The sequence below is a fragment of the Arthrobacter sp. AK01 genome, from assembly GCF_021109375.1.
Lineage (GTDB): Bacteria > Actinomycetota > Actinomycetes > Actinomycetales > Micrococcaceae > Arthrobacter.
In genome coordinates, this window is the sequence record NZ_JAJOHP010000095.1 from 1 (window position 1) to 14,513 (window position 14,513).

At 59.3% G+C, this 14,513-nt stretch carries 12 protein-coding genes; 6 read left to right on the plus strand and 6 right to left on the minus strand.

Going from position 1 to position 14,513, the window contains the following annotated elements:
• Window positions 1-27: 27 nt before the first annotated feature.
• Window positions 28-1,587: a PucR family transcriptional regulator gene (locus LN996_RS21565; RefSeq protein WP_231343020.1), complete on the minus strand. Its 1,560-nt coding sequence runs from the start codon at window positions 1,585-1,587 to the stop codon at window positions 28-30.
• Window positions 1,588-2,753: 1,166 nt separating this feature from the next.
• On the minus strand, window positions 2,754-3,716 hold the full coding sequence (locus LN996_RS21570; RefSeq protein WP_231343021.1) for an alpha/beta hydrolase: 963 nt from the start codon (window positions 3,714-3,716) through the stop codon (window positions 2,754-2,756).
• Between the two features lie 127 nt (window positions 3,717-3,843).
• Between LN996_RS21570 and LN996_RS21575 the strand changes: the two genes are divergently transcribed.
• Window positions 3,844-4,506: a TetR/AcrR family transcriptional regulator gene (locus LN996_RS21575; protein WP_231343024.1), complete on the plus strand. Its 663-nt coding sequence runs from the start codon at window positions 3,844-3,846 to the stop codon at window positions 4,504-4,506.
• A 180-nt stretch (window positions 4,507-4,686) separates the two neighbouring features.
• Here LN996_RS21575 and LN996_RS21580 read toward each other — a convergent pair whose 3' ends face one another.
• The 4 genes from LN996_RS21580 to LN996_RS21595 form a co-directional block, all read right to left on the minus strand.
• Window positions 4,687-5,382: a GntR family transcriptional regulator gene (locus tag LN996_RS21580; RefSeq protein WP_231343026.1), complete on the minus strand. Its 696-nt coding sequence runs from the start codon at window positions 5,380-5,382 to the stop codon at window positions 4,687-4,689.
• A gap of 417 nt (window positions 5,383-5,799) precedes the next feature.
• A complete protein-coding gene (pntB, locus tag LN996_RS21585) occupies window positions 5,800-7,224 on the minus strand; it encodes a Re/Si-specific NAD(P)(+) transhydrogenase subunit beta (RefSeq protein ID WP_231343028.1) in 1,425 nt (474 codons plus the stop codon).
• Between the two features lie 44 nt (window positions 7,225-7,268).
• On the minus strand, window positions 7,269-8,813 hold the full coding sequence (locus LN996_RS21590) for a Re/Si-specific NAD(P)(+) transhydrogenase subunit alpha (protein ID WP_374110802.1): 1,545 nt from the start codon (window positions 8,811-8,813) through the stop codon (window positions 7,269-7,271).
• Window positions 8,814-9,103: 290 nt separating this feature from the next.
• Window positions 9,104-10,405 carry an amidohydrolase family protein gene (locus tag LN996_RS21595; RefSeq protein ID WP_231343030.1) on the minus strand — a complete coding sequence of 434 codons (1,302 nt, stop codon included), beginning with the start codon at window positions 10,403-10,405 and terminating at the stop codon, window positions 9,104-9,106.
• A gap of 68 nt (window positions 10,406-10,473) precedes the next feature.
• On the opposite strand from LN996_RS21595, the gene LN996_RS21600 reads away from it, so the two are divergent.
• The 5 genes from LN996_RS21600 to LN996_RS21620 are packed head-to-tail and all read left to right on the plus strand — an operon-like array spanning window position 10,474 to window position 14,319.
• Window positions 10,474-11,199: an SDR family NAD(P)-dependent oxidoreductase gene (locus LN996_RS21600; RefSeq protein WP_231343032.1), complete on the plus strand. Its 726-nt coding sequence runs from the start codon at window positions 10,474-10,476 to the stop codon at window positions 11,197-11,199.
• 37 nt (window positions 11,200-11,236) lie between these two features.
• Window positions 11,237-12,259 carry a thiamine pyrophosphate-dependent dehydrogenase E1 component subunit alpha gene (locus LN996_RS21605; RefSeq protein WP_231343034.1) on the plus strand — a complete coding sequence of 341 codons (1,023 nt, stop codon included), beginning with the start codon at window positions 11,237-11,239 and terminating at the stop codon, window positions 12,257-12,259.
• The gene (locus tag LN996_RS21610; protein WP_231343035.1) at window positions 12,256-13,272 is read left to right on the plus strand and encodes an alpha-ketoacid dehydrogenase subunit beta; all 1,017 of its coding nucleotides are present in this window, start codon (window positions 12,256-12,258) and stop codon (window positions 13,270-13,272) included. Before LN996_RS21605 ends, LN996_RS21610 begins: the two co-directional genes overlap by 4 nt.
• 9 nt (window positions 13,273-13,281) lie before the next feature.
• Window positions 13,282-13,554 (plus strand): biotin/lipoyl-containing protein, encoded by a 273-nt coding sequence (locus LN996_RS21615; RefSeq protein WP_231343036.1) that lies wholly within the window; start codon window positions 13,282-13,284, stop codon window positions 13,552-13,554.
• 27 nt (window positions 13,555-13,581) lie between these two features.
• Window positions 13,582-14,319: a FadR/GntR family transcriptional regulator gene (locus LN996_RS21620; protein WP_231343039.1), complete on the plus strand. Its 738-nt coding sequence runs from the start codon at window positions 13,582-13,584 to the stop codon at window positions 14,317-14,319.
• Window positions 14,320-14,513 lie beyond the last annotated feature (194 nt).

Genomic DNA, 14,513 nt, shown 5'->3' on the forward strand with positions numbered 1-14,513 from the left:
CTTGCGTGACTTTGAATTCCGGTTCTTTCAAATACCCCCGCGCGGTTGTGTCTTGGTTTTTTTGCTGTGGTGGCGGGTGCGTGTTGTTTGCGTTGTCCGCCCCTTCGCTGTCAGGGCAAGCCATAGTTCCACCCGGGTATCCAGCTGGTCCAAGGGCTGGCCAATGAGTTGTTCGATCTTCCGGAGCCGGGAGCGCACGGTGTGCCGATGGACGTGAAGGCGATCTGCGGCGGGGTCGATCTGACAGTTCGCGGTCAGCCAGGCCTCGACGGTCGCCAGGAGCGCTCCACTCGGATCGGCGTTGCTGAGGGGGGCGAGGACTGCGTCGCTGAATGTCTGCGCCATTTCCAAATCAGTGGCGTTGGTGAGCCAGGTCTGGGTGAAGCCGCGCCGGTAGGTCACCGGGTGACCGAGGTTGCGGCTGGTGACCAGTGCGGCCACCGCCTGTGCCTGGGATGCCGCAAGTGTGCCTGGCGTTGTTGAGGCTCCGATTCCGGCGGCTAAGTTGGGTGCGAACCTACGAAGGTCCTGTTCTATGTCGGCGTCGGCCATGACGATGGCCTCCACAGGGCCTCCGTTGGTGTGGCGGATGAGACCACCGCGAATCGTCAGGGATAGATCGGCGACCAAATCGGCCGCGGCACCCGCCCCCGGGTCGACGGCGATGCAGCGGAACTCCTCGCCGGTTAGTCCGGAGGCACGAAGCAGGGCCTCCGCGTCGCTTTCGGATTCGGCAACCAGCACTCTCTGAAAGGCCCGGGCACGTTGGTGTCGGTCCGGCTCGCTGGACAGCCATCGACGCTCAAACTCAAGGGCAAGAATTGAGGTGAGTGCGGTGATTGCCACCGGCATTCGTGACCCCGCGTTGCCGACGAGGACCACGAAGCCGCGCAGCCGGGTAGTCCCCAAGGGCTGGATCTCAAGAGGGATGTCGTCGATCGTCGTCTTCATCGCGCTCCTTAACCCCTTGGGAGCCAAGACATTGGCAAGGTCGCGCAGCATCTCGTCCGTTGGCTGGGCACCGACGGTGTCGCTTGTCACGATCCGCAGGCCCAGCGGGTCGGTGACAATGGCACCTATGTTCGTAGCCGATGTCCAGGTCGCAACAATCGCTTCAAGTCCTCCGCCGGAAGCGGCACTGAAAGTCAGGGCCTTGTGAAGGTCAACCAAGCGGTCAAGGGACTGGCGCTCGTCCGCGACGAGCGCCTTATAGACCGCGCTCGTGATGGCAATGAACGGCACGTCCTCGGGAACACCGAAAAGAGGCAGGTCCTCCGCCGCTGCGGCTTCAGCAAGGGTCCTTGGTACCGATTGGTGAGGCAAATCGCTGCCCAGGCCAAGAGCGAGGGCGACAGCACCGCCACCCTTGACATCCCGAACGTACGAACGGCAATCCTCGGCCGTGACGGTAACGGGGAGCAGCAGCCCGATAGTCATCAAAATCTCCCCGCCCGCCAGCCATTCGCTGGGACGCAGCAGCTCAGAGACATGCGCCCCCGTGACCATCGGATCAGTTTCGCGAGTCCAATGTTTCACTTGGAGCCGCAGGTCCGTGTTACCGGTCAATGCACTGAGTGTGAGGGGCATGAAAGCAGAATATCGCCCTGATGTATAGAATCGTCCATCCTTGTACAGTGCCGGCGCTGTTTATGCGTCACAGCACCGTCAGTAAGCATTAGCGCGCCCGACCCGTTCCTCTTAGCCAACGACGTGCCTCGCCAAGGCGCCGCTCTCACTACCACGGCCCGCCCATTCCGGGACTTCCGACGAGATTGAGCAGTCAACGTTGATGCTTCCGCGAGCCCTGGACGTCACGTCGCCCAAGGCTCATTGCTGAATGAACGCATGGACCGAAGGATGCATGTACTGGATCAAATCAGATTAAGGCGTGTACATTTCGCACCCGACCTTTGCCCTCACTAAGGCTTCCCCAGCCAAGGCTCACAACTCCAGCAACGAGCCAAATCCAGGAACTTTGACGAAGGTTCTCGAAGGTCATGTTGCGCGCAGTCCCCCTACCCATGAAGAGGTGTAGGACAACCACGACCTACCTGAAGAACCAAGAGAGGACCTCGTACCCTCATATCAGAGCCAGCGGAGGGCCCACCAGCCAGGACCCCGACCCCGCTCCCCCGCAACCGAACGGGCGACCCGCGGCGCCAGGCACACCCCGAGGCCAGTGTCAGAGGGACCTTTTAACCCAGAATGTCAACACGTTAAAGCAAAAACCCCCTCTGACGAGGGGGTATGCCGTGCCCGAGGTGGGACTCGAACGGGATTCCGAGCCTTGAAAACACTGGGAAGTGGCGGAAACATGCGGAATCCGGGCCAGTCCGGCGGCTGAACGAGGCAGTCCGAAGTGGAAAGTGTGGACATTGTCCACACTTCCTTTTTGCTCGATCGACCGCCGAAGAACAGCGAGCCGACACTCTTGTGAGCGTTTGGAGGGCCGCAGCAAGCGAGTGCCGCAGCCTTCGCAAATCGTCTACTCGCTCGAACGATGAAACATCCAGCAAGATCGCCGCACCAGAAGAACAGATCCTCAGGAGCGCATTCCGCCGTGCCCAACCCCGGCCGCAGCCTCCAGCGCAGTGCTGTGCGGGATTGCGGATTGTTGACGGACTCAAGGTACCGGAGGCCGACGACGAAGCATGGGAATGCAACCTTTGCCGGGCGTCCGTTCTGGATCCGCGACCGATTCTGACGACCCCGGGAGGGCGATTAATCAGACTTCCCGGACGTGCCACGGCGGGTTACAGGGTCGATATGGCTCGGCATCTATCGGCGATGGTGCGCCGCGTGACCTGCATGTCAAAACTCATGAGGTCGTGGCCGTGTATGACACCCGCATTCACGTGGAGTTCGCAAGGAATTCCTGCGTGGTGCAGCCGCTGCGCGTAGGAAATGGATTCGTCCCTGAAGATGTCGAGGTCGCCAACCTCAATGTAAGCGGGCGGGAGGCCCGAGAAGTCCTCCAGGCGTGCCGGGGCGGCTACGGGCGAGACGTTCCCGCCGCCAATGCTGTCCCCGAGGACGGCGTGCCAACCCGTCCAGTTCGTATCGGGCGTCCAGGTGGCCAAGCCGTCCAAGGCCGGATCCGGGACCGTGGTGCGGTCGTCAAGCATGGGGTAGATCAGGATTTGCTTCGCTACACCGACGCCCTTGTCCCGGGCGAGGATTGCCGTTCCTGCGGCCACGCCGCCTCCAGCGCTGTCGCCCATCACGCCGATCCGAGCGGGGTCCACGCGCAGGTCCGTGGCGTGGTTGATGAGCCATTCAAGGCCGGCAAGTCCATCTTCCTGCGCGGAGGTTCCCGTGTACTCCGGAGCCAAGCCATAGTCGACCAGCAGCATTGGCACATTGGTTTCCTGGACGTAGTGTCGGATGACGCCGTCGTAGTGGTCAATCTTTCCGGCGACCCGGCCTCCACCGTGAAAATAGACGATGGCCGCCCGATCTTCCCGATCATCATCGTCGCGGGAGTACCAACGCAGTTCCATGCCGGCCCCGTCCCTACGTTCGGCCCTGTGCGGATCTCCCGACACCCCTGCGACTACGGGTCGTGGGATGACGGCAAGGCCTGCGTCAATGACGGACCGCAGGCCCATCGCGTCGCCACGTTCGGGCATGATGAATTCAGGACTCTCGGTGGTTGAACTGGCGGCCGCCGTGAAAAGCGCCAAGATTTCCGGATCGAACCTGTCCACTGCTGACATCTTTGTCCTCCTTCAGGTCAAGGCCCGAAAACTGTCGCTCTCAAGCACTGATGGACAACTGTACGATAGTTGATGTCGATGGGCAATCGTAGGATAGGTCCAAGAGACTATGGGGAGAGGGGACGCGATGGGCCTCACCGGCACGCCTCCTGCAGTATTCATGCGCGAAGGCAACGCAGCGGATCCGCGGGCCGTGCGCACGCGCCAGCTTTTGCTTGACGCGTTTGAGCGCCAACTTGAAAGCGGCCAGTCATCACCGACGGTCTCCTCGCTGGTCCAAGAGGCTGCCGTGAGTCGGAGCTCGTTCTATAACCATTTCACCGGCGCCGAAAATGTGGGTGTCGCAGCCTTCAGGGAGTTGCTCGACGCATTCAAGCCGATGCTCCGCGAGGATGAGGATCAGTCCACTCCGGCCGTCGTGTCGCAGGTCGGGTTTGAGGAGTTCTTCACCCACCTTGCCGAGCACAGGGTGTTGTGCCTAGCCGTGTTGACCCCGGGTACCCAGACGCCCGCACTCGCCGAACTCCACTCAACGCTGGTCACCCACCTCACCGCGGCCATTGCGGCGGTTGAAGCTAGGCCTGCAGGCCTCGACGCCAAGCAGGCAGCAGTGTTTCTCGTGGGCGCGATCCTCTCACTGCTTCTCGACTGGCTCGAAAAGCCCACACAGACAGCCACAGAACTGACCTTGTTCGTCGACCGGATGCTGCCGGACTGGCTCAGGGAGGAGCATCAGATCGAAGCCCCGATCCTCGTCACCACCACTCCTCGGACGAAGCCGAACCAATAGCGCATTTTGCCGAATGACCGCGCACCAACCAAGCCAGCATCGAACCAGACTCACCTGATCAAGGAACTGCCATCGACCATCGGGAAAACAAGTGCTCCGTCGTCCTCATGCTCACCGGCCTGCTGGTCGGCTTGAAGAGGAAATCTTCACCCCCGGCATCGCGGTGAACCCTCAAGTGAGTTAGGGGGCTTGAAGACGTTCAGCCAAGGCCTGGATGACGCGTTCTCGTGTGAGTTCGATATGGGTTATGGCAAGTGCTCCTGCTAGATCCGTGGCACCCCTTTGGATCGCTTGTATCAGCCCTTGGTGCTGTGGGCACTGGCTTTCGAGGGAGCTTTTTCCACTTAGCGAAAACAACCAATGCAATCTGCTGAGGAGCGGACTGACGGTTCGCTCCAGCAGCGAATTCCCGCAAAGGACGACGATTTCCGCATGCAATGCCGTGTTGCAGTGAGCTAGACCTAGCGGATCTTGGCGGACGCTCGCTTCTTCTGCTTGAGCAAGGAGGCATTGCAGATGCTCCGCTGGATGCCCGTTGTGCACCGACTGCGCAGCGCAGCTGGCGGCGAAGACCTCCAAAGTGAGTCGCAGGTCGAAGAGCTCGTTGACGTCGCTTAAAGTAATGCGCTTTACAATTGCCCCGCGCCTTAGTGACGACTTAACGAAACCTTCCCCCTGCAACTGCTGGAGTGCCTCGCGGACAGGGATCCTCGATAAAGCCAGAATTTGGGATAGCTCGCGTTCCCGCAAGCGGTCTCCCGGCATAAATTCACCCGAGATGATGAGCCTTTGTATCTCGACTCTGGCCAAGTCAGCAGAAGACTGGTGTGACTGTGGCAGGGAAATAGTCGGTTCAGGCCACTCCTTGAGTTTCATGGTGCCATATCTCATTACATCTCAGCCGTTTGGTTTCAAGTTTGCAAATGAGGGCTGCAGCGCGCACGGGAATGGTGGCGATCGGACCGAATCAGGACATGAAAACGTTCTTCAATCTCCTGCGGTTTTACCGAGGAATTCATGATTCAAGTGAAGAAGGAACTCGTGCCGGTGATGAAGGCCCACCCACGGAGCAGCCGTAATCCTGTCCAGATCGAAAACATCTGTCTCGACCACGGGTGCGTCGGCATAGGGCAGTTCGTTCTTCCGCCGCGCTCTCAGCTCTTTCCTCCTCACACGGGCGAGCCACGGGCGTTCACGCACGGCCGGTCTCCTTGTCCGTTGTCGCACTGCTCTGATCCACTAGGCCCCCGGACGTCATCCCAGGTTGCAGCGGGCCATCAGCTATGGGCAGACCTAAAATGCCCGAAGTATCTCTTCCACGCGCTGTTTGGCGTCGCCGAACAGCATCTGGGAGTTATCTCGGAAGAATAGAGGATTCTGTACGCCCGCGTATCCTGCTGCCATGGAGCGCTTGAAGACAACAACATTCTCGGCTTCCCAGACGCGCAGCACGGGCATTCCTGCGATAGGGCTGCTTGGATCCTCGGCTGCCGCCGGGTTGACTGTGTCATTCGCTCCAATGACCAGCACCACCGACGTTGCGTCCAAATCATCGTTGATTTCGTCCATCTCCAGGACGATGTCGTAGGGCACTTTCGCTTCAGCCAAGAGGACGTTCATGTGGCCGGGCAATCGTCCAGCGACAGGGTGGATGCCAAAGCGGACATCAACTCCGCGTTCCTTCAATTTATGGGCAAGCTCGGCGACCGGATATTGTGCCTGTGCGACGGCCATGCCGTACCCAGGGGTGATGACGACGCTTGAGGCATTCGACAGCAGCTCCGCTGTTTCTTGAGCCGAAATCTCGCGGTGCTCACCGTATTCAGCATCTTTCGCTTTCGGTGCGGACACACCAAACCCGCCAGCGATGACGGAGATGAAGGACCTGTTCATCGCTTTGCACATGATGTAGGAAAGGTACGCACCGGAGGAGCCCACCAGTGCACCAGTGATGATAAGGAGGTCGTTGTTCAACAGGAAGCCTGCGGCTGCAGCCGCCCATCCTGAGTAGCTGTTGAGCATGGACACGACCACTGGCATGTCTCCGCCGCCGATGGATGCTACGAGATGCCAGCCCAGACCCAACGCCAGGACTGTAACTGCGATGAGCAAGCCAAGTTGCGAGTCATTGACGTACCAAACGGTGAGGACCACGAATGCTGCCAGGGAACCTAGGTTGATGGCGTTTTTGCCAGGCAGGGTGAGCGGGGCGGACTTCATTCGCCCTGACAGTTTAAGGAAGGCGACGATCGAACCCGTGAATGTCACGGCTCCGATGAAGACGCCGATGAAGACTTCCGCGTGGTGAATGGCCAGAAGGGACTCGGCAACGTGCGGCGTTTCCAAGTGTCCGTTCCATCCGACCAGAACTGCTGCCAAGCCCACGAAACTGTGCAGCAGCGCAATCAGCTCGGGCATGCCGGTCATCTCAACGACACGCGCGCGCCACAGCCCGATGGCCCCACCAATCAATACGGCGATCAGGACAAAAATCATCCCGCTGAAGTTTTGGTTATTGCCCCATGCACCCTGAAGGGTCAACCAGACGGTTGCAGAAAGGGCGATCACCATGCCAGTAACGCCGTAAACCACACCGCCCTTCGCCTTTTCGTGCTTGCTGAGCCCTGCAAGGCTGAGGATAAACACCAGTGCGGCAACGACGTAAGCCGCTCCAGCGATTGACTCTGCGGTTAGAGCACCGGAGACGGCTTCAGACACGGTTGAACTCCTCGATCGTTGTTGAACTCGCTGGCTTCGCGTAATTACTCATGAGATTTCCCTCCGCGGGAGAACATCGCGAGCATTCGGCGGGTGACGGCGAAACCGCCAAAGATGTTGATGCTTGCGAGCAGGATTGCCGTCGCGGAAACAACCTGTACAGCCGGGTTGGCAGAAGTAACCTGCAGCAAAGCGCCGACGACGATTATGCCGGAGATGGCGTTCGTCACCGACATCAATGGAGTATGCAGAGCGTGATGGACTTTCCCGATGATGTAAAATCCGACGACGACCGAGAGCATCAGCACTGTGAAGTGCTGCGGCAGCGGGTCCGGTGCAATTGCGTTGATCCCAAAGAGTGCTGCGATCCCCGCAACAACCAGTCCGGCCTTTACTGCGGGGCTAAGACCCTTCTTCTTGGCTGCCTGACGCGCCAAATGTTCCTTGACGTCAGCACGAGTCGACTCATCCGAAACAGTGGGAGCAGCGGAAACCTGGACGGGCGGAGGCGGCCACGTCTTTTCGCCGTTCCTGACAACCGTTACCGATCGTTGGATGACGTCGTCGAAGTCGATCGCAAGCTGTCCGTCCTTGCCCTTGGTCAGGAGTTTCAAGAGGTTCAGGATATTGGTTCCATAGAGCTGGGATGCTTGGGCAGGTAATCGCCCGGGCAGGTCCGTGTACCCAAGGATGACAACGCCGTTATCCGTGACCCTACGTTCACCAGCAACAGAACCTGCGACGTTGCCGCCTTGACCAGCAGCCATATCAATTATGACGCTGCCCGGTTTCATGCTGGCTACATCTTCTTCTGTCAACAGCTTCGGCGCGGGCCGCCCCGGGATGAGGGCGGTAGTAATGACGATGTCGACATCCAGTGCCTGCTCCGAGTAAATTTCCGCCGCCCGTTGGTTGTAAACCTCGCTAGTGGCTTTGGCATACCCATCAGATGACTTCATCTCGTCTGCAACCTCAACCTTGAGGTATTCACCACCGATGGATTTCACCTGGTCGGCCACTTCTGGCCGGGGATCGGTCGCCCGCACAATCGCACCCAAACTGCTTGCGGCGCCGATAGCGGCCAGGCCAGCAACACCAGCGCCAGCAACCAGAACCTTGGCAGGGGGCACTTTCCCCGCTGCAGTGACCTGGCCCGTGAAGAACCGGCCAAACTCATGAGCGGCCTCAATGACGGCCCTGTACCCGGCGATGTTGGCCATGGAACTCAGTACGTCCATGGACTGCGCCCGCGAGATTCGGGGCACAGCGTCCAACGCCAAGGCTGTTATGGGTCGCGCTGCCAGCGCATCAACCAACTCGGGTCGCAGAGCAGGGCTGAGCATCCCGATGAGGGTTGCGCCTGCCGAGAGTTTATCCAGCTCCTCCTCGCTGGGCGGATTGATACGCAGCACCACATCGCTGCCCCAGGCTTCATCGGCGCCAACAATCTGCGCTCCAGCTGAGGCGTACGCGTCGTCAGGAAAGGACGAAGATTCGCCAGCGCCTTTCTCTACGACCACCGTGTAGCCCAATACGGCCAACTGGCCCACAGTTTTGGGTGTCGCCGCAACACGTGTCTCCTGACCCATTTCAACGACTATTCCGACACTTGCCACGTCCATCTCTCCCATTCCATTGCGTCGAGCCTGAACGTCTTCGTCCACTAGAGCCCTCAGTAAGCCGCTTGCAACTGAAATCATACGGCTACTGGTAGTACAACAGACATCATATGAGATAACCCACGGAAGGGCTATCTTTTTCTCAAAGGCAGCGCTCCCCTGGCCGGCCGCCCACAACATTCCCCTCGACGTTGCAGGAGAACGCGTCGCCTGCTTTCATCGGCCTCCTAGCGTCAGAAGGTCGGACCGGGCCGCGCAGTTTAGTAGTCCGCCGTTTCAATCAGCGCTTGCAGGTGCGATGAGAGGTTGACGGCTACCTCCGTCCGCGCAACAACGCGGCCGTCCTTGAGGACGACTCGATCGAGTGTTCCGGAGGCCATCGCTTCCTCCAAGGAATTTGCTCGAATAGCCAACAGGTCCGCTGGGTATCCAGCGGCGACCCGAACCTCCGGAAGGCCCATGGCGCGGCGCGCTCCCGTACTTGTACATACGTAGGCATCGCCTGGCATCAAATGGCCAGCGGATACTAGCAAGGAGGCCGTCTCCAGGGCATCTATCCTCCCCATCGGGTTAAACGGGTCCCTCCAGTTGTCGCTTCCAGCGGCAACGGTAACGCCACTTGCCAAGAGGTCCTCGATTGCCGTAAGTCCCCGCGGCTTCCTCGTTGTGCTGCCTCTTCCCTGAAGAAACAAGTTCGTTTGAGGCAACGTCACAATCGACATCCCGGAATCGGCGATGAGCTGGACCGCCTCCCTTGCCGCATCCGCCGATTGCGTGCCCAAGCTGACGCAATGTGAGGCCGTAACCGGGTACGCGAAGCCCGAGGAGAGGATGCTGCGGGCCAGTTGCCTGAGTACGAAAATGTCTGGATCAGTTGTTTCGTCAATATGCAGATCGATGCCACACCTCGCGTCCCCGGCGATGGCCATCAACTCACGTAGCGAAGCCTTGGGATTGCGCTCCAGGGAGGGAACGCCCCCCACAATGTCGGCGCCGAGTTCCAGGCTGGCTTGGAGCGTCGACCGGTTGGGCGCCCCGTCGTCACCGCCGACCTCTCCGGCCAAGGCCACAATTTGAAGGTCAATGATCCCCGTCAGTTTTCGCTTGAGATCAACGATAGCTTCGATGCCGGTGGTGCCGATCTCCTCGCGGCAGTCAACGTGCGTTCTAACTGCCGTATACCCTCGCGTCAAAGCTTCCGTGACTGCCAACAGGCTACGGCGGCCAATATCGTCCCTTGTCATGGATGGGTAGGCCGCCTTTATCGCCTCAATCGCGCCAGCCAAGTCTCCTGTGCGGTTTGGGACGCGTCGCCCCAACAGCGCCTTGTCCAAATGGGCATGGGGCTCCACCGGAGACGGCAGAAGAAGATACCCATCCATGTCCATTTCGTTAGGGGACGCGCCTGCAGCATCCGCTGATCCAGCATGCGGGCGCTCCCGCGCATCCAGCGGCACGACCTTTTCTATGGCGCCGTCCCGCAGGTGGACGTCCACTTTGACTGCTGCCGAGGAAAGGGTGACGGAACGGAGTACAAATGAATCGAAAAAAACACTGGTCATACCACTATGGTAACTGGCATGATGTAATACATGTTGAGATGTGGAGACAGAAATTTAGGGAGGATCCTATGAAAGGCTTAAACGGTCGTCGAGTCCTCATCACCGGGGCAGCAGGGGGCATCGGCGCGGCCGTCGCACAACGTCTTGCTGCGGAGGGTGCCATTGTCGCCGGAGCGGACCTCGTCAAGCCAGAGCTGAACAAGACGCTGGCGTTCGCCGGGGCCATGGATGTCTGCAATGCCTCCGATACGGCAAGGCTGGTGAGCGAAGTCAACGAAACCCTTGGTGGAATTGATGCGGTGGTGGCTGTTGCGGGCATCCAGGCATCGGGGCCTACGCATGAGCTCTCGGAGGACGTGTTCCGCAAGGTCCTGGACGTCAATGTATTGGGTACGTTCCTCACAACCCGTGCCGTGATACCACAAATGTTGGAGCAGGGTTACGGCACCATCCTCACGTTCGGCTCCACCGCTGCAGTTTGCGGAGCCCCGGAACTCGCCGCATATGCGGCCGCTAAAGGCGCGATACTTCAGTACACGCGATCGATCGCCGTGGAGTACGCCTCAAGAGGCATTCGAGCCAACTGCATCTGCCCAGGTGGCACTATGACTCCCCTGCTTCGACAGCTCAATGCTGAAAGATCAGAGCCAGATCATTTCGCCGCCAAGCACCCCATCGGCCGCTACGCAGAACCAGACGAAATTGCTGCAGCAGCAACATTTCTTCTGTCTGACGATGCTTCCTTTGTCCTGGGTTCCGCGATGTTGGTTGACGGCGGTTTCTCAGCATCGTAGCTGGCGGCACAAGACCTCTTAGATAAGGATTTCGCAAATGACTAACTCTCTAACCCAAACGGCAACTCGAGCCGTTGGCATCGATTTGGAAGAAGGGATGGACCTACTTCGTCGGATGATCCTGATTCGCCGCTTTGAGGAGCGGGCCGCGCAACTCAGGGCATCCGGCTTGATTCCGGGCTTTCTTCACCCCTGCAGCGGCCAGGAAGCTGTAGCGGTGGGGGTTTGCGCCGCTCTTGGAGAAAATGACGTGCTCACATCCACGCACAGGGGGCACGGCCATCTAATCGGACGTGGAGCGGATCCTGCACGGATGTACGCCGAACTGTTTGCCCGCTCAACCGGCTATAACGCGGGGAAGGGTGGGTCTCTGCACATGATTGATGCGGAGCTCGGATTCCTGGGAGCAAACGGGATCGTCGGAGGTGGCATTCCTTTGGCTACCGGGGCTGCATTGCAGCTCAAGAGGACCGGTAGCGGCGCGGTGGCGGTTACCTTCTTTGGGGATGGCGCTTCCAACGAGGGGGCCTTCCACGAATCCCTGAATCTTGCTGCTCTCTGGAAACTCCCCGTCCTCTTTGTCTGCGAGAACAATCTATATGGTGAGTTCACCCGACAGAATGAGCACATGCTCCTGGAGAACGTCGCCGATAGGGCATCTGCATACGGATTGCCAGGCGTGGTCGTCGACGGAAATGATGTCCTTGCAGTGCGGCAAGTAGCGGCTGAAGCAGCCGACAGGGCCCGGAACGGGATGGGCCCCACTCTTATTGAAGCCAAGACATACCGCCACAAGGGTCACTTCGAAGGTGATATGGCGCGATACCGCCCTAAAGAAGAAGTGGAATCTTGGATGAAACGGGATCCTCTTGTCCTGTTCCCCAACGTTCTCCGGGATGAACTGGGAGCCACTGAAGAGTCGCTGGAAGCGCTCCGCCAAGAGGTGGAAGAACGTTTGAGCCGCGACATCGAGTGGGCAAAAGAGCAGGAGCACCCTTCACCTGAAGATGCCCTGCAACACGTTTACGTAGATTCCTACAACGGAAGGGCTCTCCGATGAGCAAGTTTACCTTTGCAGATGGCATTCGTCAGGCCATAACCGAAGAGATGGAGCGGGACCCGGCCGTCTTCATTATCGGGGAAGACGTCGGTGCATCCGGAGGCGTCTTCGGCGTCACCAAAGGCCTTTGGGAGCGTTTCGGATCGGATCGCCTTTGGGATTCGCCCATTAGCGAGGAAGCCATCGTTGGCGCGGCGGTGGGAGCTTCGCTCGTAGGAGGCCGGCCAATTGCGGAAATCATGTTCAGCGACTTTTCGATGCTGGCTATGGACATGATTGTCAACCAAGCCGCTAAGACCCACTACATGACCGGTGGCAAGCTCAGCTCGCCAATGGTTGTGAGAATGGTGACCGGCACAAATGGGTCCACAGGGGCACAGCATTCACAGAGCCTGGAGTCGTGGTTCACTCATGTGCCGGGCCTGAAAGTTCTGGCACCGTCGACGCCGGAAGATGCCAAGGGATTGATGAAAAGCGCAATCCGAGACCCGGATCCGGTCATGTTCTTTGAACACAAAGGTCTTTATGTGGGCAGAGGAGGTCCGGCCGGTGAAGTGGTTGAAATCGACCCCATCCCCTTTGGCTCGGGCCGGATCCACAGGGAGGGAACGGACGTCACAATCGTCACCTACCTAAAAACTCGGGAATATGCCATGCAGGCGGCCGAGGCGCTGGCCGAAGAAGGCATCTCCTGCGAAGTGTTCGATCCCAGAACACTCGTACCGTTTGATTATGAGGGACTGCGGTCCTCCCTTGAGAAGACTGGCCGTCTTCTGGTCGCCCACGAAGCGCCCGCCCGGGGTGGGTTCGGTGCTGAGATCGCCGCCTGGGCAGCAGAGCATTGCTACGACGTGCTCAGGTCCCCTGTGCAGCGGGTGGGAGGCCGCAACACCCCCGTTCCTTATGCCCCTGTGCTCGAACAATTTGTTTTGCCAATGACAAACCAGATCGCTGAATCGGTGCGGACATTGCTTGGCAAGCCCACAATTCAGAACCAAAACATCAACATCTAAGGACATAGCATGGCTAATGAATTTCCCCTCCCCAAATGGGGAGTCACTATGGAGTCAGGAACTATTGCTGAATGGAATGTCAGCGTTGGAGATACAGTAACGGAGGGTCAAATTCTAGCAACCATCGATACGGACAAGATCACCGTCGAGTTGGAGGCACCGACCTCAGGTATTGTCGGCGCCCTGCTCGCCCAGGAAGGGGACGATGTGGAAGTCGGTGCTCCCGTCATCACGATCGCATCTGATCAACAGGATTATGAGAGCTACCGCGCTGGCCTTTAGTACTCCCTAGTCTGATCGGAGCCAGAAATGAGTGAAACAGATACCGGCTCCTCTTTCGTTGCTGTTGAAAGAGTTAGCCCAACTCTGCAGGTAAGAGATCAGCTCCTGGCCGCGATTAGACGAAAGGATTATCCCCCGGGAACTTTCCTTCCTTCCGAGCGCAAGCTCGGTGAGGCCTTCGGTGTGAGCCGGGTGAGCATCCGGGAAGCATTGGCAGGTCTGGAAGCGACGGGACTCATCGAGATTCAGCACGGCAAAGGGGCCCGGGTGAGGGAGGGAATATCCAGTGCCTACGCTGGGGCCTTCGCCTTATATCTTGAGATGCACAGGGACGAACTGAGCGAACTCCTTGATGTCCGTGGGGCCTTGGACGGCCTCGCGGCCGAGCGGGCCGCGAGTGGAACAAAGGACGACGCCCGGGCTGCAATCGAACGTGCTCATTCTGAATTTGCAGAAGCAGTAGATTCTGCCGTTGACCCGGCCGAACTCGCCCTGCTCGATGTCGCCTTTCATCGCTCAATAGCTGAGGCCTCAGGAGGTGTGTTGCTGCCAGGGCTGCTCGCAGATCTGAACGGCCTACTCACGCAATCCCGAGACATCCTCTTCTCCCAACCTGGACAACTGCCAAATTCCGTAGCCGGGCACAAGGCCATCATCGATGCCATCCTGTCCGGCGACTCCGCAGCCGCCCACGACGCCGCGGTCCGGCATGTGATGGGCATGCTCAACTGGGTTGAGAGCTTTCGAAGCGTGGGAATGAGCTGATCGCAAGGAGCCGGCGTGACTGTTTGTGCCCGGTTTCCGGTTCGGCATGACGGCGCCGGAGCGCTTGTTCACCCATTCAGGAGGGGGGGGGGGGGGGGGGGGGGGGGCGGGCCGCGCGCGGGGCCGGGTAAGAAGTGGTGGGGGGGTGTGGTTGGGGCGGACTAGAAATGTGGGTGGTGTTAGGGGGCGCCACC